At 68.9% G+C, this 22,211-nt stretch carries 25 protein-coding genes; 10 read left to right on the forward strand and 15 right to left on the reverse strand.

Features of this window, described 5'->3' with window-relative positions; translation table 11 throughout:
- Positions 1 to 10 precede the first annotated feature (10 nt).
- Positions 11 to 1,114 carry a BMP family lipoprotein gene (locus HNR02_RS04920; RefSeq protein WP_179775707.1) on the reverse strand — a complete coding sequence of 368 codons (1,104 nt, stop codon included), beginning with the start codon at positions 1,112 to 1,114 and terminating at the stop codon, positions 11 to 13.
- Between the two features lie 501 nt (positions 1,115 to 1,615).
- Between HNR02_RS04920 and sdhC the strand changes: the two genes are divergently transcribed.
- Genes sdhC through HNR02_RS04940 form a run of 4 tightly spaced genes read left to right on the forward strand, consistent with a single transcriptional unit; the run spans position 1,616 to position 5,088 of the window.
- Positions 1,616 to 2,071 (forward strand): succinate dehydrogenase, cytochrome b556 subunit, encoded by a 456-nt coding sequence (gene sdhC / locus HNR02_RS04925; RefSeq protein ID WP_179772021.1) that lies wholly within the window; start codon positions 1,616 to 1,618, stop codon positions 2,069 to 2,071.
- 2 nt (positions 2,072 to 2,073) lie between these two features.
- Complete coding sequence (locus HNR02_RS04930; RefSeq protein ID WP_179772022.1) at positions 2,074 to 2,493, forward strand: succinate dehydrogenase hydrophobic membrane anchor subunit; 420 nt, start codon at positions 2,074 to 2,076, stop codon at positions 2,491 to 2,493.
- A gap of 34 nt (positions 2,494 to 2,527) precedes the next feature.
- A complete protein-coding gene (gene sdhA / locus HNR02_RS04935) occupies positions 2,528 to 4,315 on the forward strand; it encodes a succinate dehydrogenase flavoprotein subunit (protein WP_179772023.1) in 1,788 nt (595 codons plus the stop codon).
- Positions 4,315 to 5,088 carry a succinate dehydrogenase iron-sulfur subunit gene (locus HNR02_RS04940; protein ID WP_179772024.1) on the forward strand — a complete coding sequence of 258 codons (774 nt, stop codon included), beginning with the start codon at positions 4,315 to 4,317 and terminating at the stop codon, positions 5,086 to 5,088. Before sdhA ends, HNR02_RS04940 begins: the two co-directional genes overlap by 1 nt.
- A gap of 100 nt (positions 5,089 to 5,188) precedes the next feature.
- On the opposite strand, the gene HNR02_RS04945 is transcribed toward HNR02_RS04940, so the two are convergent.
- Both HNR02_RS04945 and HNR02_RS04950 read right to left on the reverse strand, forming a co-directional pair.
- On the reverse strand, positions 5,189 to 7,012 hold the full coding sequence (locus HNR02_RS04945) for a vWA domain-containing protein (RefSeq protein WP_218902665.1): 1,824 nt from the start codon (positions 7,010 to 7,012) through the stop codon (positions 5,189 to 5,191).
- A gap of 95 nt (positions 7,013 to 7,107) precedes the next feature.
- Entirely contained in the window at positions 7,108 to 7,353 is a 246-nt protein-coding gene (locus HNR02_RS04950; protein ID WP_179772026.1) for an SCO4848 family membrane protein, read from the reverse strand.
- 73 nt (positions 7,354 to 7,426) lie between these two features.
- On the opposite strand from HNR02_RS04950, the gene HNR02_RS04955 reads away from it, so the two are divergent.
- Together HNR02_RS04955 and HNR02_RS04960 are read left to right on the forward strand one after the other, a co-directional pair.
- Complete coding sequence (locus HNR02_RS04955; protein ID WP_179772027.1) at positions 7,427 to 8,635, forward strand: D-alanyl-D-alanine carboxypeptidase family protein; 1,209 nt, start codon at positions 7,427 to 7,429, stop codon at positions 8,633 to 8,635.
- 621 nt (positions 8,636 to 9,256) lie between these two features.
- Positions 9,257 to 10,747, forward strand: coding sequence for a peptide MFS transporter (locus tag HNR02_RS04960; RefSeq protein ID WP_179772028.1), 1,491 nt, complete (start codon positions 9,257 to 9,259; stop codon positions 10,745 to 10,747).
- Here HNR02_RS04960 and yhjD read toward each other — a convergent pair.
- The 3 genes from yhjD to HNR02_RS04975 all read right to left on the reverse strand — a co-directional run bounded on the left by yhjD (position 10,701) and on the right by HNR02_RS04975 (position 13,167).
- The gene (gene yhjD / locus HNR02_RS04965; protein WP_179772029.1) at positions 10,701 to 11,705 is read right to left on the reverse strand and encodes an inner membrane protein YhjD; all 1,005 of its coding nucleotides are present in this window, start codon (positions 11,703 to 11,705) and stop codon (positions 10,701 to 10,703) included. The genes HNR02_RS04960 and yhjD overlap by 47 nt on opposite strands.
- Positions 11,706 to 11,770: 65 nt before the next feature.
- Positions 11,771 to 12,799, reverse strand: coding sequence for a tryptophan--tRNA ligase (gene trpS / locus HNR02_RS04970; protein ID WP_179772030.1), 1,029 nt, complete (start codon positions 12,797 to 12,799; stop codon positions 11,771 to 11,773).
- A 62-nt stretch (positions 12,800 to 12,861) separates the two neighbouring features.
- Positions 12,862 to 13,167 carry a hypothetical protein gene (locus tag HNR02_RS04975; protein WP_376772818.1) on the reverse strand — a complete coding sequence of 102 codons (306 nt, stop codon included), beginning with the start codon at positions 13,165 to 13,167 and terminating at the stop codon, positions 12,862 to 12,864.
- Positions 13,168 to 13,372: 205 nt separating this feature from the next.
- On the opposite strand from HNR02_RS04975, the gene HNR02_RS04980 reads away from it, so the two are divergent.
- Positions 13,373 to 13,972, forward strand: coding sequence for an ArsR/SmtB family transcription factor (locus HNR02_RS04980; protein ID WP_179772031.1), 600 nt, complete (start codon positions 13,373 to 13,375; stop codon positions 13,970 to 13,972).
- A gap of 307 nt (positions 13,973 to 14,279) precedes the next feature.
- Here HNR02_RS04980 and HNR02_RS04985 read toward each other — a convergent pair whose 3' ends face one another.
- The 6 genes from HNR02_RS04985 to HNR02_RS05010 form a co-directional block, all read right to left on the reverse strand.
- Positions 14,280 to 15,104 (reverse strand): exodeoxyribonuclease III, encoded by an 825-nt coding sequence (locus HNR02_RS04985; RefSeq protein ID WP_376772819.1) that lies wholly within the window; start codon positions 15,102 to 15,104, stop codon positions 14,280 to 14,282.
- A gap of 18 nt (positions 15,105 to 15,122) precedes the next feature.
- Positions 15,123 to 15,443, reverse strand: coding sequence for an SH3 domain-containing protein (locus HNR02_RS04990; protein ID WP_179772032.1), 321 nt, complete (start codon positions 15,441 to 15,443; stop codon positions 15,123 to 15,125).
- A 380-nt stretch (positions 15,444 to 15,823) separates the two neighbouring features.
- Entirely contained in the window at positions 15,824 to 16,189 is a 366-nt protein-coding gene (locus HNR02_RS04995) for a hypothetical protein (RefSeq protein ID WP_179772033.1), read from the reverse strand.
- 24 nt (positions 16,190 to 16,213) lie between these two features.
- Entirely contained in the window at positions 16,214 to 16,621 is a 408-nt protein-coding gene (locus tag HNR02_RS05000) for a type II toxin-antitoxin system VapC family toxin (protein WP_179772034.1), read from the reverse strand.
- Complete coding sequence (locus HNR02_RS05005; RefSeq protein WP_179772035.1) at positions 16,621 to 16,896, reverse strand: ribbon-helix-helix protein, CopG family; 276 nt, start codon at positions 16,894 to 16,896, stop codon at positions 16,621 to 16,623. The genes HNR02_RS05000 and HNR02_RS05005 overlap by 1 nt, the downstream gene beginning before the upstream one ends.
- A 99-nt stretch (positions 16,897 to 16,995) precedes the next feature.
- Entirely contained in the window at positions 16,996 to 18,219 is a 1,224-nt protein-coding gene (locus HNR02_RS05010) for an NADP-dependent isocitrate dehydrogenase (protein ID WP_179772036.1), read from the reverse strand.
- Positions 18,220 to 18,424: 205 nt separating this feature from the next.
- On the opposite strand from HNR02_RS05010, the gene HNR02_RS05015 reads away from it, so the two are divergent.
- Positions 18,425 to 18,997, forward strand: coding sequence for an HhH-GPD-type base excision DNA repair protein (locus tag HNR02_RS05015; RefSeq protein WP_179772037.1), 573 nt, complete (start codon positions 18,425 to 18,427; stop codon positions 18,995 to 18,997).
- On the opposite strand, the gene HNR02_RS05020 is transcribed toward HNR02_RS05015, so the two are convergent.
- Positions 18,998 to 19,258: a metallothionein gene (locus HNR02_RS05020; RefSeq protein ID WP_179772038.1), complete on the reverse strand. Its 261-nt coding sequence runs from the start codon at positions 19,256 to 19,258 to the stop codon at positions 18,998 to 19,000. It lies immediately after the preceding gene.
- 140 nt (positions 19,259 to 19,398) lie between these two features.
- On the opposite strand from HNR02_RS05020, the gene HNR02_RS05025 reads away from it, so the two are divergent.
- Together HNR02_RS05025 and HNR02_RS05030 are read left to right on the forward strand one after the other, a co-directional pair.
- Positions 19,399 to 19,593, forward strand: a complete 195-nt coding sequence (locus HNR02_RS05025) for a DUF1918 domain-containing protein (RefSeq protein WP_179772039.1) — start codon at positions 19,399 to 19,401, stop codon at positions 19,591 to 19,593.
- Positions 19,594 to 19,757: 164 nt separating this feature from the next.
- A complete protein-coding gene (locus HNR02_RS05030; protein ID WP_179772040.1) occupies positions 19,758 to 20,936 on the forward strand; it encodes an MFS transporter in 1,179 nt (392 codons plus the stop codon).
- Position 20,937: 1 nt separating this feature from the next.
- Here HNR02_RS05030 and HNR02_RS05035 read toward each other — a convergent pair whose 3' ends face one another.
- Both HNR02_RS05035 and HNR02_RS05040 read right to left on the reverse strand, forming a co-directional pair.
- Positions 20,938 to 21,234, reverse strand: coding sequence for a DUF3017 domain-containing protein (locus HNR02_RS05035; protein ID WP_179772041.1), 297 nt, complete (start codon positions 21,232 to 21,234; stop codon positions 20,938 to 20,940).
- Positions 21,215 to 22,081 (reverse strand): bifunctional methylenetetrahydrofolate dehydrogenase/methenyltetrahydrofolate cyclohydrolase, encoded by an 867-nt coding sequence (locus HNR02_RS05040; protein ID WP_179772042.1) that lies wholly within the window; start codon positions 22,079 to 22,081, stop codon positions 21,215 to 21,217. Before HNR02_RS05040 ends, HNR02_RS05035 begins: the two co-directional genes overlap by 20 nt.
- Positions 22,082 to 22,211: the final 130 nt, after the last annotated feature.

Consider the following 22,211-nt stretch of genomic DNA (forward strand, 5'->3'; position numbering starts at 1 on the left):
CTGATGCTGGTTACTTCTGCGGTGTGGTCGGGACGTTGATCGAGCCCGCGATGATCGCCTGCTTGTAGCCGTCGAGCTGCGGCTTGATGTCGTCGACCTGCCCACCGGAGGTGGAGTAGCCGACACCGTCCACCGACAGGTCGAACCGCTTCGGCAGTTCGGCCAGCTTGCCGCCCGCCAGCGCCTGGATGTAGTCGTACACGGCCACGTCGACCCGCTTGAGCATGGAGGTCATGATGACGTCCTTGTACTCGGCGACGGTCGACTGGTTGTACTGGTCGGAGTCGACCCCGATGGCCAGGCCCTTGGCCGCGCTCGCGGCCTGGAACACACCCTTGCCGGAGGCACCGGCCGCCTGGTAGACGACGTCGGCGCCGGCCGAGAACTCGGCCGCGGCCTTGATGTTGCCCTTGGCCGGGTCCTGGAAGCCGGTGTTGTCACCGGCCGGGGTCAGGTAGTCGCTGGTGATCTGGACCTTGTCCGACGCGGCCTTGGCGCCCGCGATGAACCCGGCCTCGAACTTCTGGATCAGCGGGGTGTTCACACCGCCGACGAAGCCCACGTGGCAGTTCTTGCTCTTGTAGACCGCCGCGACACCCACCAGGAAGGAGCCCTGCTCCTCGGAGAACACCAGCGGAGTGACGTTCGGCGCGTCGATCGAGTCGTCGTCCACGATCGCGAACTGGGTGTTCGGGAACTTCGGCGCGACGGCCTGCACGGCGCTCGCGTAGGCGAAGCCGATCGCCAGCACCGGGCTGTACCCGTCCTGGGCCAGCTGGGTCAGGCGCTGTTCCTTGGCGGCCTCGTCCTCGGTCGGCGACGCGGTGCTCTCCCGGACGTCGGTGACGCCCATCTCGGCCTTGGCCTTGTCCACCCCCGCGGCGGCGGCGTCGTTGAACGACGCGTCACCGCGGCCGCCGATGTCGAAGGCGAGCGCGATGCGCAGCTTGCTGCCGTCGACCTTCTCGCCGGCGGCGCTCGCACTGGTCGACGCCGCCGTGGCCGGGGGCGCCTGTGCCGTGACGCAGGATCCGGCCGCGGCGTTGTCGTTGTTGCTGCTCCCGCTGTTGCCGGAGTCCTTCGCACACCCCGCCAGCGCGAGCGCCGCCGCCATCGCGGTGGCGGCCAGCGTGGTGGCACGCGTCTTACGCACCCTGTCTCTCCCTCCCCGCTGTGTTCCAGCGGACCCGAGAACGGCCCGGCTCACTGCCGGGCTCGACGGGCGAACGGTACCCGCCTGTGAGCAAATGGCCATGCCAGAGCCACAGCACGTAACCTAAATGTTTGCTTGTCCTCCGGCACGGCGACAGTTCAATCACATCGAGTCACCCCACCCCGTTCGAGTGGGCGAAATTCACCTCTGCGCGACGTCTGCCGACCCGGACGTAACGGGATGAGACGCACGACACGCGCAGGGTGTCTGGTCGATCACACACACCAACCACAGGTTGAGTGCGCTATGGCGACCGGGTCTAGCATCCCTTTATCCAAGCTCGATGGCCTTGACAACCCCACCGGGGTGACTCGCGAAGTCCCAGGTGGACGCTCCCCGCGCCCGGTGGATTCGCAGGTCAGCCGGGCACAGTCCAACCACGACGTTGGAGGCCGTACACCGATGTCCACCACGGCGAGCACCGCCGCCGACCAGACGGCGGCGGAGGCGAGCGATCGGGCGGGTGCCTCACGCCGGAACGGGACCTTCTACCGGGGCGACCCCGGCATGTGGTCCTGGGTCCTGCACCGGATCACGGGCGTGCTCACCTTCTTCTTCCTGTTCGTCCACGTTCTCGACACCGCGCTGGTCCGGGTTTCGCCCGACACCTACAACGAGGTCATCGAGACCTACAAGACCCCGCTGGTCAACCTCATGGAGGTGGGCCTCGTCGGCGCCGTGCTGTTCCACGCGCTGAACGGCATCCGGGTCATGCTGGTCGACTTCTGGTCGAAGGGCACCAAGTACCAGAAGCACATGCTGTGGACGATCGCCGTCGTGTGGGTGGTCGTGATGATCCCCGGCGCGATCTCGATGATGTGGCGCACGGTGTCGGTCATGTTCGGAGGCGGAGAGTAGAGATGGCTACCGAGACCCTCGCGCTCGACAAGCCGCGCTCGCCGCGGCGCCCCGCCGCCCGGCGGAGCAACTTCGAGCTCTACAGCTGGCTCTTCATGCGGATCTCCGGCCTCGCGCTGGTCGTCCTGGTGCTCGGCCACCTGTTCATCATGAACATCCTCGACGGCGGTGTGCACCGGATCAACTGGGGCTTCGTCGCCGGCCGCTGGTCGTCGCCGTTCTGGCAGTTCTGGGACCTGGCGATGCTGTGGCTGGCGCAGCTGCACGGCGGCAACGGCCTGCGCACGATCATCGACGACTACGCCCGCAAGGACAGCACGCGCTTCTGGTTGAAGATCGTGCTGTACGTGGCGATGGCCATCATCCTGTTCGTCGGGACCCTGGTGGTCTTCACGTTCGACCCCGACATGGCCGGCAGCTGACCCACCACCACACGCACCCGAGGAAGAAGCGGACATGCAGTTCCACAAGTACGACGTGGTGATCGTGGGCGCCGGTGGCGCCGGCATGCGCGCCGCCATCGAGTCGGGCCAGCGCGCCCGCACCGCGGTCCTCACCAAGCTCTACCCGACCCGCTCCCACACCGGCGCGGCTCAGGGCGGCATGTGCGCCGCGCTGGCCAACGTCGAAGAGGACAACTGGGAGTGGCACACGTTCGACACGGTCAAGGGCGGCGACTACCTGACCGACCAGGACGCGGCGGAGATCATGGCCAAGGAGGCCATCGACGCCGTGCTCGACCTGGAGAAGATGGGCCTGCCCTTCAACCGGACGCCGGAAGGCAAGATCGACCAGCGGCGGTTCGGCGGTCACACCCGTGACCACGGCAAGGCCGCGGTGCGCCGCGCCTGCTACGCGGCCGACCGCACCGGCCACATGATCCTGCAGACGCTGTACCAGAACTGCGTCAAGCACGGCATCGAGTTCTTCAACGAGTTCTACGTGCTCGACATGATCACGACCGAGACCGAGAACGGGCCCGTCGCCACCGGCGCCGTCGCCTACGAACTGGCCACGGGCGAGATCCACGTTTTCCAGGCCAAGGCGATCGTGTTCGCCACCGGTGGCTTCGGCAAGGTCTTCAAGACCACGTCCAACGCGCACACCCTCACCGGTGACGGCATGGGCATCTACTACCGCAAGGGCCTGCCGCTGGAGGACATCGAGTTCTACCAGTTCCACCCGACCGGTCTGGCCGGCCTGGGCATCCTGCTCACCGAGGGTGCCCGCGGCGAGGGCGCGATCCTGCGCAACGAGTCCGGTGAGCGGTTCATGGAGCGCTACGCCCCCACCATCAAGGACCTCGCGCCGCGTGACATCGTCGCCCGGTCGATGGTGCTGGAGGTGCTGGAGGGCCGCGGCGCCGGACCGCACAAGGACTACGTCTACCTCGACTGCACCCACCTGGGCGCCGAGGTGCTGGAGACGAAGCTGCCGGACATCACCGAGTTCGCCCGCACCTACCTGGGTGTGGACCCGGTGAAGGAGCCGGTGCCGGTGTTCCCGACCGCGCACTACGCGATGGGCGGGATCCCGACCAACGTGCACGGCGAGGCCCTGCTCGACAACGACACCGTCCTGCCCGGCGCCTACGCCGCCGGTGAGGTCGCGTGCGTGTCGGTGCACGGCGCGAACCGGCTGGGCACCAACTCGCTGCTGGACATCAACGTGTTCGGCCGCCGCGCCGGCATCGCCGCCGCGGAGTACGCCAACGGCCACGACTTCCTCGAGCTGCCGGAGGACCCGGCGAAGATGGTCGAGGGCATGGTCGACCACCTGCGCACCGCGCACGGTGGCGAGCGGGTCGCTGATATCCGCAGCGAGCTGCAGCTGACGATGGACAGCAACGCGGCGGTCTACCGCACCGAGGACACGCTGAAGACCGCGCTGACCGACGTGCAGCGGCTCAAGGAGCGCTACGGCCGGATCGCCATCCAGGACAAGGGCAAGCGGTACAACACCGACCTGCTCGAAGCGATCGAGCTGGGCTTCCTGCTCGACCTGGCCGAGGCACTGGTCAACGCCGCCCTGGCGCGCAAGGAGTCCCGCGGCGGCCACGCCCGCGAGGACTACCCGAACCGCGACGACGTCAACTTCATGCGGCACTCGATGTCGTACAAGATGCTGCCGGAGAAGGCGGATCCGGACGCCCCGCTGGGCATCAGCGGGTTCTCCTCCGACATCCGGCTGGACTACAAGCCGGTGACCTTCACCCGGTACGAGCCGATGGAGCGTAAGTACTGATGACCGCGGTAGCCGAACCGAAGACCGTCAATGGGATCCCCGCGCCGGATGGCTCGGTCACCATCACGGTGAAGATCCAGCGCTTCAACCCGGAGATCGACGACGCACCGCACTGGGAGTCCTACGATGTCCCGGCGCTGCCGACCGACCGGGTGCTGAACCTGCTGTTCAACATCAAGAACTACGTGGACGGCACGCTGTCGTTCCGCCGCTCGTGCGCGCACGGCATCTGCGGATCGGACGCGATGCAGATCAACGGCATCAACCGCCTGGCCTGCAAGGTTCTGGTGAAGGACCTGCTGGCGAAGGAGGGGAAGGAGACCACGGTCACCATCGCCCCCATCAAGGGCCTGCCGACGCTCAAGGACCTCTACGTCGACATGGAGCCGTTCTTCGAGGCGTACCGGGCGGTGAAGCCGTACCTGATCACCTACGGCAACGAGCCCACGCGCGAGCGGATCCAGTCGGCCGCCGACCGCGAGCGGTTCGACGACACCACCAAGTGCATCCTGTGCGCGGCCTGCACCTCGTCGTGCCCGGTGTACTGGAACGACGGGTCGTACTTCGGCCCGGCGGCGATCGTCAACGCGCACCGCTTCATCTTCGACTCGCGTGACGAGGGTTCCGAGGAGCGGCTGGACATCCTGAACGACGCGGAGGGCGTGTGGCGCTGCCGCACGACCTTCAACTGCACCGACGCCTGCCCGCGTGGCATCCAGGTGACGAAGGCGATCCAGGAGGTCAAGCGCGCGCTGCTGTTCAAGCGCGTCTGATTCTTCATGGGCGATTGCGAAACGCTCGGCTGGGATGTCCCGGCCGAGCGTTTTTTCGTGGGCGGCCCCGTGTCGGCGCTGGCTGGTCCCGTGGGCGTGGTCAGGGTCGGCGGCCGCGGATCAGCAGGATGACGGCGGCGGCCAGCACGACCAGGGTGGCGCCGCCGACCCAGATCGGCCAGGTCACCGGATCCTTGTCCGCGACCGGAACGAACGCCGGGGCCGCCTCGGTAGGTTCCTTGTCGCCGAAGATGCCGCCGGACGGGGACGCGTAGGCCGGGCCGCTCTCCTCGGTTCCGGCGACCGTCAGGTCCAGCGTGACCGGGACCGGAACGTTGTCACCGTCGTCGAACGTGGCGCCCAGCTTGACCGCGATGTAGTACCAGCCTGCCACGCTCTGGGTGCGCACGTTCGAATTGTCGGCGTCGCGGTTGTGGTACCGGACCGGGGCCGTCGCGATGGCCGTGTCGTTCGCGGGCAGGGTTCCGCCGGAGCCGGTGAACACCGTGGTGTCGGAGTCGATTTCGGTGCGGTTGGGGTTGTGCAGGCTGGTCGCGATGTTCGAGACGTTGTCGATCCCGGCGCCGCCCGCCTGTCCGAAGTGGACGCGATACGCCAGACCCCGACCCCAGCCCAGCCACACCCGGTAGAAGACGTACTCGCCGCGCTGCAGGGTGTCGGTGTAGCGGCCGCTGCCGTCCAATGGCGCGGCGACGTTGAACGAGCCGCCGCCGACGACCGGTGCGCCCTGGCCGGACGGCTCCGCGAACGTGGTGGTGGGCAGCACCGCTTCCGAGCCGCCGTCGGTGACCGCGGGCTCGACGCCGACAAGCAGTTCGATGGGCAGCCGTTCGGGCACCCCGGCCGACACGCGGTCCCAGGTGAGGGCGAAGAAGTACCGGCCGGCGCCGCGGCAGTTGTCCGAGCTGCCGCTGCCCTTCTTCGGCTCGGTCGCGCCGTCCCACGCCTTGGCGATGGTCAGGGCGACGCCGTCGCTGGACATCGTCGCCTGCTCGGACGCGAACGCATGGCAGTCCTCGCCGCCCGCGCCGTACACGCGCGCCTGGAGGCTGTTGATGTCGTCGAGCCGGTCCACGTCCGGCAGGCGCGGGAAGGAGATCGTGCCACTGAAGTAGGCGGTGGCGCCCTGCGGGACGTCGACCGCGTAGTAGCGGGTTTCCTTCTGGCCCAGGGTGTCCAGGTACTGGCCGGGGTCGGCGACGGGTGCGTGCTTCCAGTCCGGGCGGCCGGCGATCGGGGTGCCGGCGGGTTCGTACGTCCGCAGGGCGGTCGCCGACACACGCGGCAGGATCCGTTCCAGCGTCCTGCCGTCGGGCGCGTCGCTGTAGGTGCCGCCGGTCGCCTGCGCGATGCAGGTCAGCTGCTGCCGGGACCGCTCGTCGACGTTGAAGCCCACCGCGTGCACCACGATCTCGGCGCCCCGGGCGGTCAGCTCCTTCGCCACCTCGCACGGGTCGGGTGGCGCGCAGGTGTCCTCACCGTCGGAGACCAGGACGATCGCGCGCGGCCCTTCCTCGGGCAGTGCCTCGGCGGCGGCGCGCAGGGCGTTGCCGATCGGGGTGTAGCCGCTGGGCCGGATGCCGTCGACGGCCGCGGTGAGGGCCGGCTTGTCGACGGTCCGCGGCGGGCGCAGCACCCGGACGTCCTGGCAGCCCGCGGCTTTCTCGGCGTCGGAGGAACCGGTGCGGGTGCCGTAGACGGTGAGCCCCACCTCGGCCTCCGGGGGCGCCGAGTCGATGAACCGGTGCATCGCGTTCTTCGCGGCGTCCATCTTGGTGCCGCCCGAGGGGTCGCCCTGTTTCATCGAGCCGGACCCGTCGAGCACGAGCATGGTCGGCGCGTACCCGGCCTCCTGCGCGAGAGCCGGGACGAGCCCGAGGCCCAGCAGACCCGCGAGAACCACCGGGAGAAGCTTCGAAAGCCGGAACATGACCCACCGTCCGTGTCAGCGATGCGCCTTGGATGCGATCGCAAACGGATGGGTTCCGGCGAGTTTGGTCAGCCCCCCGCGTCCACCTTCTCGCGGCGCCTGGCGCGCAGCCCGCGCCAGCCGATGACCCCGATGATCGTGCCCAGGGCAAACGACACGATCGCCAGGATGAGGTGCACCACGAAGAACCCGGTGGCCGATCCGTCCGCCGCCCAGGAGTTGTCGCTCGCCCACAGGTTCTTCACGAACGTGATCCAGATGATCCACGACCAGATCCCGAAACCGAGCAGGAACAGCGCCGTACGTCGAGACATGGGTCGAGTATCCCCCGATCGGATCGGGGCGCCGCGCGGGGGAACCCGTACGCGCGTCCTCTAGCCTGCTTTGGTGCGACGCGGTTTCCTGCTCTCCCTCGTTCTCGTTCTGCTGTCCGGTCTCGTGCCGTTCACCGGCACCGCGGCTGCTGCTCCGGCCGTGTGCCCGGACGCGGTCGCGCCGCCGCCACCCGTGGACACCTCCGAGGAACCACCGCCGGGTGTGGCCGCGCCCGCTCCCCTGCCCGTGCCCGAAACCGCCGTCGGCGGGGCGCGCATGGGCGAGTGCGGTGTGGTCACGCCGACCGGCTCCGCGAACGCGCTGGACACGACGGCGGCCTCCTGGGTGTTGCAGGACCTCGACACCGGCGAGGTGCTCGCCGCCAAGAACCCGCACGCCCGTGAGCGCCCCGCGTCGCTGATCAAGACGCTGCTCGCGCTCGTGGTGCTCCGCGAGATGACGCCGGACCAGGTGATCGTCGCGACCGCCGAGGACGCCGACCAGGAGTGCACGTGCGTCGGCCTCGTCGCCGGCGGGCGGTACACCGTCGACCTGCTGCTGCACGGCCTGCTGATGCATTCGGGCAACGACGTGGCCCACGCCTTCGCCACCGCACTGGGTGGTGTTCCGGTCGCCGTCCGGAAGATGAACGCGCTGGCCGCGGAACTGGGCGCGACCGACACCCGCGCCGCGACCCCGTCCGGTCTGGACGGACCGGGCATGTCGGCCTCGGCCTACGACATGAGCCTGATCTTCAACTACGCGATGAAGCAGCCGGAGTTCGCGACGTCGATCCTGACGCGGGCGGTGCAGATTCCGGACCAGCCCGGCAAACCGGCGTTCTCGATCGTCAACGACAACAAGCTGCTCGGCACTTACCCGGGCTTCCTCGGCGGCAAGACCGGCTTCACCGACGACGCCCGCCACACCTACGTCGGCGGCGCCGAGCAGGGCGGCCGGCGCATCGCGGTGGTCATGATGCGCGCCGAGAACCGCCCGACGCCGGTGGTGAACCAGGCCAAGGCGCTGCTGGACTACGGCTTCGCCCTGATGAAGACCGACGCCTCCCCGGTCGGCCAGCTGGTGTCCCCGCAACAGGCCGCCGAGGCGACCGGGTCCGGTTCGTCCGGGGTCGACGGTGTGAGCAACGCGAACGCGGCCGGCCAGGACCCGTTCGGTGTCACCGGGTGGATCCTCACGGTGGTGGTGGCCCTGATCATCGTGGCCGGTTTCGTGATCGGGCACTACCGCAAGAAGGGTCAGCAGGCCGCACACCGTTGACCCGGCCCGAGGCGAACCTGCCCTAAAAACGAGCTGGGTGGTCATCCCGTCGCCTGAGGCCGTCTCGATCACTGTGAGCCAGGCCCGCAACATCCGCTGCCAGCGCGCAGCCGACGACGCAACCTTGCGGGCCTGGCTCACAGTGATAGGCCTCAGATCAGGCGACGGGATGACCACCCAGCGACCACCCACCCGAGGTGAGCCGGACTGCGAAAGCCCTGGTCATCCCGGAGCCAGCCCGTCCGGCGAGGACGCTTTTGATCTTTGAACCCGCCGCCTTCGGCTGGCGAAAAGAGAGGCGCTGCGCGCAAAAGACGACCTGGGCTTTCCCCCGAGCCGCGATCGTCTAACGGCCGAGCCACCGCGTCAAGCCGGGAAAGCGTGGCTTGACCCGGCGTCTCGACCGTTAGGGCGGCTGTGTATCGGGGGCCGGGGAGGTGTGGGTGAGGCGGTGGTCCCGTTTTGATGTCAGGGCGCCGGTTTTAGGGCACGGGCGACTGGGGGCCGGGGAGGGTTGCGTTGCCGGGTGCCGGTTCCGGACAGCTCCGTGTGTTGACTTCGCAGTTTTCCTGACACTAGCGTCCGCTCGAACAGGTGAAACACTGACGGAGCGGGGCGCGCGTGCGGCAATCGTCAACGGGCTTTTTCGGCCACCCCCGTGGTCTGGCGACTCTGTTCTTCACCGAGGCGTGGGAACGGTTCTCCTACTACGGGATGAAAGCGATCCTGCTGTACTACATGTACGACCGCGTCGCCGACGGCGGGCTCGGCATGGACAGCGCGCAGGCCCGCTCGCTGGTGTCCGTGTACGGCGCCGCGATCTACCTCGCCGCGATCGGCGGTGGCTGGCTCAGCGACCGCCTCCTCGGCCCGGCCCGGAGCACGCTCTACGGCGGCATCCTGATCATGTTCGGGCACCTCTGCCTCGCCCTGCCCGCCGGCGCGAGCGCCCTCTACGCGTCGATGCTGTTCATCGTCGCGGGAACCGGCCTGCTCAAACCGAACGTGTCGACGTCCGTGGGCGACCTCTACCCGGAAGGCGACATCCGGCGCGATTCGGGCTTCACGATCTACTACATGGGTATCAGCGTCGGCGCACTGATCGCCCCGATCGCGGTCGGCACCCTCGGCCAGGAGTTCGACTACCACCTCGGGTTCGGCCTCGCGGCGATCGGCATGGCCGCCGGGCTGATCGTGTTCGTCCTGGGACAACGGAACCTGAGCGAACGCAGCAAGGGGCCGCGCAACCCGTTGCGGCGCCAGGATCTCTCGCCGGTCTGGATCGCCGTCGTCGTGGCCATCGCCGCCGCCATCGTGATCACCGCGGTCACCGGGGTCCTGACCGCCGGGCTCGTCGTCGACGGGGTGAGCGCGCTCGCGATCGCCCTGCCGGTCGCCTACTTCACGGTGATGCTGCGCAGCCCGCGCACCACCAAGGTCGAACGGGCCCGCGTCCGCGCCTACATCCCGCTCTTCCTCGCCGCGGTGTTCTTCTGGATCATCCAGGAGCAGGGCGCGACCGTCCTGGCCCAGTACGCCGACGAGGACACCGACCTGGGCGCGCTGGGGTTCGCGATCCCGTCGTCGTGGTTCCAGTCCGTCGGTTCGGCGGTGCTGATCCTGATCACGCCGTTCTTCGCGACGCTGTGGATCCGGCTGGCCCGCCGCGACCGGCAGCCCTCGACGCCGGCCAAATTCGGGCTCGGCCTGCTCATCGCCGGGCTGTCGTACGCGGTGCTGGTCATCCCCACCCTGTCCGAGGGCAAGACGAACCCGCTGTGGTTGGTGCTGAGCTTCGCGCTGGTCACGGTCGGCGAAATCTGCCTGTCACCGATCGGGCTGTCCGCCACGACCCAGCTCGCGCCCGCGGCGTTCGCCACGCAGACGATGGGGCTGTGGCTCGCGGCGAGCGCGGCCGGGCAGGGGGTTTCCGCGCAGATCGTCGGCCTCTACAGCCGCGAAAGCGCGCCCGCGTACTTCGGTTTCATCGGCGCCGTCGCGATCGTGCTCGGCGCGCTGCTGCTCGTGGTCGCTCCTGTCATGCGGCGGCGGCTGGCCGCGCAACTCAGTTCCGCCGGCGCCCCAGCCACGCCAGAACCGCACCCGCGCTGAACGCGCCGGCCACCGCTCCGGCACCGGGTCCGCGACGCACCTCGACCGTCGGGCGGATGACGGCCGGGGGCGGCGGCGCGACCCGATCGACGATGTTCTCCCGCGCCGTCGCCGTCCACGCGGTCACGAACAGCAGGAACCGTGACACCAGGTTCGCGAACACCAGCAGACCGATGATCGGCCCGAACAGCGCACCGCTCGGCGAACTCGTGACGCTGGCCAGGTAGATCGACCCGACCTGCTTGAGCACCTCGAACCCGATCGCCGCGATGGCCGCGCCCTTGACCGCGCTGCGGGCCGACACCCGTTCGCGCGGCAGCCGCGACAGCACCCACAGGAACACCAGCATGTTCGCCAGCAAGGACAGCACGATCGTCGCCAGCCGGAGCAGGAACTGGGCCCACCCCTGATCGTCGAGGCCGACCAGCCGCAGCAGCGTGCTGCCCAGGCCACTACCCGCCGCGGTCAGGCCGAACGACACCACCAGCGCCAGCCCGAGCCCGCCGAGCGCGAGCAGGTCCTTGATCGTCGTCGACACCAGCGGGCGGTTCTTCTTCTCCTGACCCCACTGCGCGGTCAGGGCGTCCCGCAGGTTGCTCATCCAGCCGATGCCGGAGTAGAGCGCGAGCAGCAGACCCAGAATCCCGGTCCCGCCGCGCGAGGCCAGCGCCGCGTCGACGATCTTCGTGACGAAGTCACCGATGCCCGGCGGCGTCGACGAGATGATGCCGTCGCGCAGCTCGTTCAGCGCCGTCGCGTTGTTCGCCAGCACGAACCCGGCGATCGAGAAACCCACCATGAGCAGCGGAAACAACGACAGCACGCTGAAATACGTGATCGCCGCCGCGTAGTGGTTCCCGTAGCGCTCGCCGAACGCCTCGTTGGCGCGCACCAGGTGGTCGAGCCACGGGTACTTCCGGCGCAGCCTGGGGACCAGCTTTTCCTTTTCTTCCGCCACGGGAAAACGCTAACCACCCGGCCCCGACCTCGCAATTCGGGGACGGGGACGCTCCATTGTGGACGTCAGCGCGCCGGCGGCAGGAACCCGACCCGGTCGAACACGCGCTCCAGGGTGCCCGCGGACACCGCGCGGGCCTTCTCCGCGCCCCTGGCCAGGATCTTGTCCAGCTCGGGCACGTCGTCCAAATAGGACTGCACGCGTTCCTGGATCGGCGTGACCCACTCGACGAGCACCTCGGCGAGGTCCTTTTTCAGGTCGCCGTACCCCTTGCCCTCGTACGCCGCTTCGAGGTCGGCGATCCCGCGGTCGGTCAGCGCCGAGTAGATCGAGAGCAGGTTGGACACGCCCGCCTTGTTCTCGCGGTCGAAGACGACCTCACGGCCGGTGTCGGTGACCGCGGAGCGGATCTTCTTCGCCGAGCGCTTCGGGTCCTCCAGCAGTTCGATGATGCCGTTCGGCGAGGACGCCGACTTGCTCATCTTCACCGTCGGGTCCTGCAGGTCGTAGATCTTCGCGGTGCCCTGCACGATGTGCGGCTCCGGCACGGTGAACGTGCGGCCGAAACGCTGGTTGAACCGCTGCGCGAGGTTGCGGGTCAGCTCAAGGTGCTGGCGCTGGTCCTCGCCCACCGGCACCGCGTCCGCCTGGTAGACCAGGATGTCCGCGGCCATCAGCACCGGGTATGTGAACAACCCCACACTGGCGTGATCGGTGCCCTGTTTGGCCGCCTTGTCCTTGAACTGGGTCATCCGGCTGGCCTCGCCGAAGCCGGTCAGGCACTCCAGGACCCAGGACAGCTGGGCGTGCTCGGGCACCTGGCTCTGCACGAACAACGCGCTGCGCTCCGGGTCGACGCCGAGCGCGAGCAGTTGCGCGGCCGAGACGCGCGTGCGCTGCCGCAGCACCTTCGGGTCCTGCTCGACGGTGATCGCGTGCAGGTCGACCACCATGTAGAAGGTCTCGTGCGTGTCCTGCATGCGCACCCACTGCCGCAGGGCACCGAGGTAGTTGCCGAGGTGGAACGAGTCGGCCGTCGGCTGGATCCCCGACAGCACACGCGGACGGGCGGTGGTCTCTGGCGCTTCGGACACGCCGCCGATTCTCTCAGGCCCCGCGGACGGCGATGGCAGCGAGGTCGGCCCCGCGAGCGGGTTCAGGCGTGCGGGCGCCGGTAGGGAGTGAGGGGCCGCGTGGGCTCCTCGGAGGTTTCCACGGTGACGGGAACAGCAGCGGCCGCCTCCGCCTGGGCCTTGCGGCGCTGACGCAGGATGCCCAGCGCCATCCCGACGATGCCGAGCAGCACGGCGGCCAGGCCGACGGGGCCCAGCAGCCCGAACGAGATGCCCGCGGGCTCGGCCTGCGTGGCCGGTGCCGCGTTCGCGGTGCCGGCGGTGACCGCGGTCGTCATGACCGCCAGCACCAGGCCGGCTCGCAGTACGTGCACGGTTCGGTTGCGCACCGGTGTGCCTCCTGAGACGAGACTGCCGTTCCACGGACGCCGTCACCCTAATGGGTGTTCATTGCCAGCGTGAAAACTACCGAGCGTGTCAAGTCCTGTCGTTTTTGATCACGCGCGGGGCAGAGAGTAGCGCCCATCGGAGTGCCGGGGACACGGGGGGCTTCACCTTCTCGACAACTCTTCTTTTCGGTGCGATGGTTCGTGGATGCTCGATGTGGCAGTGATCGACGACCCGTCCGCCGCCGAGGTGTCGCTGGACCCCGTGCGGTCCCGGCTCCTGGCCGCCCTGACCGAACCCGGCTCGGCGACGACGCTGGCCGCCCAGGTCGGGCTGACACGGCAGAAGGTCAACTACCACCTGCGGGCACTGGAGCGGCACGGGCTGGTGGAGCTGGTGGAGGAACGCCGGAAGGGCAACGTGACGGAGCGGGTCTTGCAGGCCACGGCCGCCTCGTACGTCATCTCCCCCGCCGCGCTGGCCGCCGTCGCCCCCGATCCCGGGCGGGCGCCGGACCAGTTGTCGGCCCGGTGGCTGCTCACACTGGCCGCGCGGCTCGTCCGCGAGGTCGGCGACCTGATCAACGGCGCGACGGCGGCGCGCAAACGCCTGGCGACCTTCGCGATCGACTCCGAAATCCGGTTCGCCACGGCCGCCGACCGCGCCGCGTTCGCCCGCGAACTCGGCGACACGGTCAAGAATCTGGCGGCGAAGTACCACGACGAGTCCGCCGAGGGCGGGCGGCGGCACCGGTTGGTGGTCGCCCTGCACCCGGCACTCAAAACCGTTGAGGGGGAAGAGGGTTGAGCCGATCCGATGTGGAGTGTCGCGGATGGACGAGACGCGGTTGACTACTCGCCGACCTTGGGAGCGACGAAGGTTTCGCCGCTCGGCCACCTCCAGTTCATGGACGGCTTCCATCGCGCTGGAGCGGACCTTCCACTGCCCCGCACGGCAAGAGGCTCGGGATCGACGTACACCTCCGCTGTGTGCCGCCAGAACGCGATCACCTGCGCGGGGTTCCCGTGCGCCTGCTCCGTGAACTCGACGAGCACATGCACGTCACTGGTCTCGACGTTGAAGGCCCCACCGGCTGCCGACCGGCGGCGTGATCTCACGGCCAGTCGAACGTGGCGGTGACCGGGGCGTGGTCGGACCAGCGTTCGGCGTAACTGGGCGCCCGTTCGACGACCACCGAGGTGCACGTGGCGGCCAGACCGGGCGTCGTGGCGAGGTAGTCGATCCGCCAGCCGGCGTCGTTGTCGAAGGCCTTGCCGCGGTAGGACCACCACGTGTACGGGCCGGGCCCCTCCGGGTCGAGCTTGCGCTGCACGTCCACGTACCCGGCCTCGCCGAAGACACGGCCCATCCAGGCGCGCTCCTCGGGCAGGAAGCCGGAGTTCTTCTGGTTGCCCTTCCAGTTTTTCAGGTCCACCTCGGCGTGCGCGATGTTCCAGTCACCACCGACGACGACCTCGCGGCCGGCCGCCTCGGCCTTGCCGCGCAGTTCGACCAGGTACGGCAGGAACGCGGTCATGAACCGCTCCTTCTCGTCCTGCCGCGGGGTGCCGACGTCACCACTGGGCAGGTACAGGCTCGCCACGACCACACCGGGCAGGTGCACCTCCAGGTACCGTCCGCTGTCCTCGAACTCCGCCTCCCCGAACCCGACCCGCACCTCCGACGGCTCTGCCCGGCTGTACACGGAGACGCCGTTGCGGCCCTTCACCGCGGACGGCGCGTGGTGGGCGTGCCAGCCGTTGGGCGCGACGACGTCCCGCGGCAGCTGCCCCTCCTCGGCGCGCACCTCCTGGCAGAGGATCACGTCGGACCCGCTCGCGGCGAGCCACTCGACGAAGCCCTTCTTGGCGGCGGCACGCATGCCGTTGACGTTGACTGTGGAGATCGTGAACACGTCCCGCAGGCTACCGGCGCCCACCGACAATCCTGGCGCGACTCAGCAGTTGGTGCCGCTGACCGGCTGCAGGTAGTCCGTGCTGGCCCACTTGTCGTCGGCGAGCTTGCGGAAGCCGTTCTGGACCTCGACCTGCGCGTCGGTTTCGGCGTTCTGGTTGAACTTGCCGACGATCTCGGAACCGGCGTCGGGCGCCGCCCGCACGTTCAGGACGTCCGCGGTGACCGTGACGCGGCAGCCGCTCGACCCGCCGCCCTCGGCACCCTCGGGCGACTGCTTGTCGGTGCCCATCACGTAGATCAGGCCGATGCCGGCCAGGACCGCCACGATGATCAGTGCCCGCTTAGGGATTCCCAGGAACACGGGTACTCCTCACCAGCTCAAGTGCGTTCCGGGTAAGGGTAGCCACACTTCACCAGCACCGACAGGCCCACGCGGGCGAACCACCCGAGCGGCGTCACGACCCGACCACGCTCGGTGATTTCAGGGCGCCCCAGACGCTGTCGTGCCGCACCACGTGGGTGCCGGTCCGGGACAGAAGAGCGACGACGGCCGGATCCCGGTACGGACCGAACGGGCGCCGCGCCTTCCCCAGGTGGTCCGACAGCGCCTTGGCGAGAGATGCCCTGCCGCGCCGGACCCGGGGACGGCGAGGACGGGCTGCGGCACGATCTTCTCGCCCGGAACCCGGCACACGACGTCCACCCGGCCGCGGACCACGCCGATCAGGCGCAGCACCGACATCACGAGCCCGCACAGCACCTGCGCGAGCATCTCCAGCAGCGCGAACGGCACCAGCACGAGCCACAGCAGGATCTGCGCGCCGACGACGACCGCTTCACGATCTGCCCGGCCAGCCCGACGACCAGCAGCAACGGCGCGAGGCAGAGCCAGTGCCAGCCGCTGGTCCCGCGGTCCTGCCTGCCGGTTTTCCGCTGCTCGCGGCGCTCCTTCCGCCACTCCGCCGTCGTGCGCCGCGGATCGGCGGGCAGGGCGCGGTAGCGGTGGTACTCGCCGGGCGCGATGTTCATCGGCTGCACGAGACTCTTCCACGGCGCGAACCCGCGCGTGAGCGTCCAGACGTGGTCGTCGAGGTGGATCACCTGCACCCCGGCGGTCTTGCCCGACGGCGGTCAGCGCGGGGTGCGGACCCGGAGGCCGTTGTGACGTGCCGCCCCGGCGAGACGGTCGTCGTAGGTGACCAGGACATCGACGTCGAGCATCAGCGCCGACGCGAGGTGGATGGCGTCCAGTGACCGCGACTGGTTCGGGTTGAGGTGTCTGCCGAGGCTCACGACCTCGCTCCCGATGGGGTGTTCGGCCACCCCGGACAGTGCCGCGTCGACCTCGTCGGCCACCTCGGCGAAATCCAGATCGCCCCGGACGCGCAACGCCCGGGAGACCTCCACCCAAGCCAGCGAAGACGAGACCAGGAGCGCGTTCCGCTCGTGGTACCGATCGATCTCGTCCACGAGCTGTTCGGACCCCTGCTCCACGATCACTCGCTTGATGAGGGCACTGGTGTCGAGGTAGACGCGCATCAGACCCGATCGTTCCGATCAAGGAGCTCGAGCGAGTCCACGCCCCCTTCGAGCTTCTTCTCCGGCACGACCTTCCGGTACGGGGTCCTCGGCGGCCGGACCTTGCCTGCGAGCACCAGGGGATCCTCGCCCGCCACCCGCGGCTGCTCAGACACCAGGCCGAGGTACCGGTCGACCGCATCGCGCAGCAGATCCTGTTGTGACCGTCCGGTCCGTTCCGCTTCCGCCCGCAGCGCCTCCTCAGCGTCGGGGCGCAGCCGAAGGTTCATCGCCATACCGTCGATGGTACCAAGTTGGTACCATCTGTCGACAACGGAAAAAGCCCGGTCACCGAAGCGGTGACCGGGCCTCTCGCTGTGGCCGGAAAAGCGGACTCAGGCCTGGGCGATCTTCGCCGCCAGGTTTTCGTCCAGGGTCGCCAGGAACTCCTCCGTCGTCTGGAACGGCTGGTCCTTGCCGACGAGCAGGGCGAGGTCCTTGGTCATCTTGCCGCTCTCGACGGTCTCGACGACGACCTGCTCCAGCTTGTTGGCGAAGCCCACCAGCTCGGAGTTGCCGTCCAGCTTGCCGCGGTGCTCGAGGCCCCTGGTCCACGCGAAGATGGACGCGATGGGGTTGGTCGAGGTCGGCTTGCCCTGCTGGTGCTGGCGGTAGTGCCGGGTGACCGTGCCGTGCGCGGCCTCGGCCTCCACGGTCCTGCCGTCCGGCGTGCGCAGCACCGAGGTCATCAGGCCCAGCGAGCCGAAGCCCTGCGCCACGGTGTCGGACTGCACGTCACCGTCGTAGTTCTTGCACGCCCAGACGTAGCCGCCCTCCCACTTCAGCGAGGCGGCGACCATGTCGTCGATCAGGCGGTGCTCGTAGGTCAGGCCCTTGGCGTCGAAGTCCGCCTTGAACTCGGCGTCGAAGATCTCCTGGAAGGTGTCCTTGAACTGACCGTCGTAGGCCTTCAGGATCGTGTTCTTCGTCGACATGTAGACCGGCATGCCGCGGTCGAGGCCGTACTGCAGCGAGGCACGCGCGAAGTCCTCGATGGACTTGCGGTAGTTGTACATGCCCATCGCGACGCCGCCACCCTCCGGGTAGCGGGCGACCTCGAACTCCATCGGCTCGGAGCCGTCCTCGGGCACGTACGTCATGGTCACCGTGCCGGGGCCGGGGACCTTGAAGTCGGTGGCCTTGTACTGGTCACCGTGCGCGTGACGGCCGATGATGATCGGCTTCGTCCAGCCCGGGACCAGCCGCGGGATGTTCTGGATGATGATCGGCTCACGGAAGACGACACCGCCGAGGATGTTGCGGATCGTCCCGTTCGGGCTCCGCCACATCTTCTTCAGGCCGAACTCCTCGACCCTGGCCTCGTCCGGCGTGATGGTGGCGCACTTGACGCCGACGCCGTGCTTCTTGATGGCGTTCGCGGAGTCGACCGTGACCTGGTCGTCGGTCCGGTCGCGCTCTTCGATGCCCAGGTCGTAGTACTCGAGGTTGATGTCGAGGTACGGGTGGACCAGCTTGTCCTTGATGAACTTCCAGATGATGCGAGTCATCTCGTCGCCGTCGAGTTCTACGACGGTGCCCTCGACCTTGATCTTGGCCATGAGCCGCGGTGCTCCTCTCGCGGATCTGCGCGGATCTGCGCGCGTCTGTGCAGCACGTCTAATGCGGTACAAGCGTACTGCTACCGGGTGGCGGACACCTCAATTGGTGACGTACCTCAGTCTTGCAAAGTGGATGAGTGTCCGAACTCACGGCCTCCTCCGAGCGGGCGGGGCGCCAGTGCCGCCAGGGTGTCACTATTGGTCCATGCCCAAAGCGCTGCGCCTGACCGGCGACCCCGAGGCCGACGCCCTCCTGTCCAGGGACCCGTTCGCCCTGCTCACGGGCATGCTCCTGGACCAGCAGATCGCGATGGAGACGGCCTTCATCGGACCGCGCAAGATCGCCGACCGGATGGACGGCTTCGACGTCCGCAAGATCGCCGAGTCGGACCTGGACCACTTCGTCGAGCTGTGCGTGACCCCGCCGGCCATCCACCGCTACGGCGGATCGATGGCCAAGCGGGTGCACGCGCTGGCGAACCACGTCGTCGAGCACTACGACGGCAAGGCCGACCGCATCTGGAAGACGGGCAAGCCGGACGGCAAGGAGGTCCTGCGCCGCCTCAGGGAACTGCCCGGGTACGGCGACCAGAAGGCGCGGATCTTCCTCGCGCTGCTCGGCAAGCAACGCGGCGTGCGGCCCGAGGGCTGGCGCGAGGCCGCCGGCGCGTATGGCGAAGACGGCTCGCGCCGTTCCATCGCGGACGTCGTCAGCCCGGAGACCCTCGCCGAGGTCCGGGCGTTCAAGAAAGCCGCGAAAGCCGCCGCGAAGAACTGATCAGCCCGGGTGGGCGCCGACCGTGTCGCGGATTTCGGCGCCCAGCCCGGACCCGCCCTCGCGCGCGCAATGCGCACAGCAGAAGAACCGGCCCTCGACCTCGACGCCGTGGCCGAGAATCCGGCACCGGCAGTGCTCGCACTGGGGCGCGATCTTCTGCGCGGCGCATTCGAGACTGTCGAAGGTGTAGCTGTCCCCGCTGACCGTGCGGACCTCGAAGGACATCCAGTAGTCGTTGCCGCAGACCACGCACATCGCCATGGTCCCGCTCCTTTTCGTCCGGGGGGTTTTCCGGAAAGCCTCCTCGCCGGCCGGGCGAGGAGGCAAATTGATCAGTTCCCCTTTCAGTGACAATTTCCGCGCGCCCGATTTACCCTGGTTGCCGCGGGAGGTGGTCGGTGATGCACGCAGCCGTTGGAGACCGGATCCTCGTCCACGGTCGCACCGTGGGCGCGTCCGACCGGCGAGGCGAGATCGTCGAGGTCCGCGGGGACGACGGCGGGCCGCCCTACCTGGTGCGCTTCGCCGACGGGCACGAAGGCCTGATCTTCCCCGGATCGGACTGCGAGGTCAGCCCCGCGGAAAACAACGCCTGACCAGGCGCGTTACGTGGGGTTGCTCACCCTGTCGGCGGGATGACAAGAGGGCCCCGCGCGGTTGAAACTGGTCGAGGGACAGCTCGCGCCGCCATGGACTGGAACCGGGCTGTCCTTATTCGTGCCCCTGCACTGTATCGATGCAGACCCTCGAAAGGAGAACCGTGCCCATCGCGCTGCTCGCGCTCGCCGTCGGAGCCTTCGGTATCGGCACCACGGAATTCGTCATGATGGGTGTCCTTCCGCAGACGGCCGCGGACTTCGGGGTCGACATCCCGACCGCGGGCCACCTCATCTCCGCCTACGCGCTCGGCGTCGTGGTCGGTGCGCCGCTGCTGACCGCGGTGGCCGTCCGGCTGCCACGCAAGACCATGCTGCTGGCGATGATGGCGCTGTTCACGGCGGGCAACCTGCTGTTCGCCGTCGCCCCGAACCAGGAGTTCGGCGTGGTCTTCCGGTTCCTCGCCGGACTGCCGCACGGCGCGTTCTTCGGTGCCGGCGCGGTCGTCGCGTCGAGCCTGGTCAAGCCCGGCGACCGCGCCAAGGCCGTGTCGATGATGTTCCTCGGGCTGACGCTGGCCAACGTGGTCGGCGTGCCGCTGGGCACCCTGCTCGGCCAGCAGGTGGGCTGGCGGTTCACCTTCGGCGTCGTCGCGCTGATCGGGCTGGTCGCCGCGCTGGCGATCGCGAAGCTCGTACCGCACCAGGGCCGCCCCGAATCACCGTCGCTGCGTGGTGAACTCGGCGCGTTCCGGCGCCCGCAGGTGTGGCTGGCGCTGGCGATCGTCACGTTCGGCCTCGGCGGCGTGTTCGCCTGCCTGTCCTACGTGACGCCGATGATGACCGACGTCGCCGGGTACCAGCCGGGCACCGTGACCCTGCTCCTCGCGCTGGCCGGGGTCGGCATGACCATCGGCAACCTGCTCGGCGGCCGCCTGGCCGACAAGGCGCTGATGCCGAGCCTGTACGTCGCGCTGCTCGCGCTGGCCGCGGTGCTGGCCGTCTTCACCGTCACCGCGCACGACAAGGCCGGCGCCGCGATCACGATCTTCCTGGTCGGCATCGCCGGGTTCATGATCGGCCCGATGATGCAGACGCGCGTCATGCTCAAGGCCGGCGGCACCCCGTCGATGGTGTCGGCCGCGGTGCAGTCGGCGTTCAACGTCGCCAACTCGATCGGCGCCTATCTCGGCGGCCTGGTGATCGCGGGCGGGCTCGGCCTCGTCTCGCCGAACTGGGTCGGTGCGGGACTGGCGATCATCGGACTGACGATCGCGATCGTGTCCGGCTCGCTCGACCGCCGCGAGCAGGCCGCCCGTGTCCCGGCGATGGCCGACGCCTGAGTCAGGAACCGAACGGGCCGTCGGCGATCGTGAACGCCAGGAAGAGGATGAGCACGCCGAGCCCGGCGTAGCTCAGAACGTCCACCGGGCGGCCGCGGATGGCCAGCAGTCCCGCCCGCACGCCCGGCAGGACACCCCGCAGGATCGCCGCCACGAGCAGGGCGCCGCCGATGATCGCGGCGCCCTGCCTCCAGTGGTACTGCAGGATCCGCAGCCCCGCGATCGCCACCAGCAGCATCACCAGGAGGAACGGCACCTGCTCGAGCAGGGCCGACCGGTCACGCCGTGGCGAGTGCACGCTCGGCCGCCTCGACGACGTTGGTGACCAGCATCGCCCGCGTCATCGGGCCGACACCGCCAGGGTTGGGCGAGAGCCACCCGGCGACCTCCGCGACCGCCGGGTCGACGTCGCCGGTCAGCTTGCCCTCGACGTGCGAGACGCCGACGTCCAGCACCGCGGCGCCGGGCTTGACCATGTCCGGCCCGATCAGGTGCGGCACCCCGGCGGCGGCGATCACGATGTCCGCGCGCTTCACCTCGGCCGCGAGGTCGCGGGTGCCGGTGTGGCACAGCGTCACGGTCGCGTTCTCGCTGCGGCGGGTCAGCAGCAGGCCCATCGTGCGGCCCACGGTGACACCACGGCCGACGACGGTGACGTTCGCGCCCTTGATCGGCACGTCGTGGCGCTTGAGCAGCTCCAGGATCCCGTAGGGGGTGCACGGCAGCGGGCCCGGTTCGTTGAGCACCAGGCGGCCCAGACTGACCGGGGCGAGACCGTCGGCGTCCTTCTCCGGCGCGATGCGCTCCAGGATCCGGCCGGCGTCGAGGTGCTTCGGCAGCGGGAGCTGGACGATGTAGCCGTGGCAGGCCGGGTCGGCGTTGAGCTCGTCGATGACCGCCTCGAGCTTGTCCTGGCTGATGTCCGCGGGCAGGTCGCGGCGGATCGAGTTCACCCCGATCCTCGCGCTGTCCGCGTGCTTCATCCGCACGTACGAGTGCGAGCCCGGATCGTCGCCGACCAGCACGGTTCCCAGGCCGGGCGTCACGCCACGCGCGGCGAGAGCGGCCACCCGCGGCTTGAGCTCTTCGAAGATGGCGTTCTTGGTCGCTTTGCCGTCGAGAACCGTCGCAGTCACGTGCTCCATTCTGGCAAAGGAAAGGTCCGGCCCTCACGCGAGGACGGCGGAGGACACTATGGGTAGCGCCGCTGAAACGCTTAGTACCTCGATGGATGTATAAGCACTGGTCATTGACCCTATTGGTGCGGGCGGTGTG

Source organism: Amycolatopsis endophytica (assembly GCF_013410405.1).
In the GTDB taxonomy this organism is placed as follows: domain Bacteria; phylum Actinomycetota; class Actinomycetes; order Mycobacteriales; family Pseudonocardiaceae; genus Amycolatopsis_E; species Amycolatopsis_E endophytica.

Excerpts from the sequence above, each read along its gene's own strand:
- HNR02_RS04920 (WP_179775707.1), bottom strand. The coding sequence starts at position 1,114 with ATGGCGGCGGCGCTCGCGCTGGCGGGGTGTGCGAAGGACTCCGGCAAC.
- sdhC (WP_179772021.1), top strand. The coding sequence starts at position 1,616 with ATGTCCACCACGGCGAGCACCGCCGCCGACCAGACGGCGGCGGAGGCG.
- HNR02_RS04930 (WP_179772022.1), top strand. The coding sequence starts at position 2,074 with ATGGCTACCGAGACCCTCGCGCTCGACAAGCCGCGCTCGCCGCGGCGC.
- sdhA (WP_179772023.1), top strand. The coding sequence starts at position 2,528 with ATGCAGTTCCACAAGTACGACGTGGTGATCGTGGGCGCCGGTGGCGCC.
- HNR02_RS04940 (WP_179772024.1), top strand. The coding sequence starts at position 4,315 with ATGACCGCGGTAGCCGAACCGAAGACCGTCAATGGGATCCCCGCGCCG.
- HNR02_RS04950 (WP_179772026.1), bottom strand. The coding sequence starts at position 7,353 with ATGTCTCGACGTACGGCGCTGTTCCTGCTCGGTTTCGGGATCTGGTCG.
- HNR02_RS04980 (WP_179772031.1), top strand. The coding sequence starts at position 13,373 with ATGCTCGATGTGGCAGTGATCGACGACCCGTCCGCCGCCGAGGTGTCG.
- HNR02_RS05000 (WP_179772034.1), bottom strand. The coding sequence starts at position 16,621 with ATGCGCGTCTACCTCGACACCAGTGCCCTCATCAAGCGAGTGATCGTG.
- HNR02_RS05005 (WP_179772035.1), bottom strand. The coding sequence starts at position 16,896 with ATGGCGATGAACCTTCGGCTGCGCCCCGACGCTGAGGAGGCGCTGCGG.
- HNR02_RS05010 (WP_179772036.1), bottom strand. The coding sequence starts at position 18,219 with ATGGCCAAGATCAAGGTCGAGGGCACCGTCGTAGAACTCGACGGCGAC.
- HNR02_RS05015 (WP_179772037.1), top strand. The coding sequence starts at position 18,425 with ATGCCCAAAGCGCTGCGCCTGACCGGCGACCCCGAGGCCGACGCCCTC.
- HNR02_RS05020 (WP_179772038.1), bottom strand. The coding sequence starts at position 19,258 with ATGGCGATGTGCGTGGTCTGCGGCAACGACTACTGGATGTCCTTCGAG.
- HNR02_RS05025 (WP_179772039.1), top strand. The coding sequence starts at position 19,399 with ATGCACGCAGCCGTTGGAGACCGGATCCTCGTCCACGGTCGCACCGTG.
- HNR02_RS05040 (WP_179772042.1), bottom strand. The coding sequence starts at position 22,081 with ATGGAGCACGTGACTGCGACGGTTCTCGACGGCAAAGCGACCAAGAAC.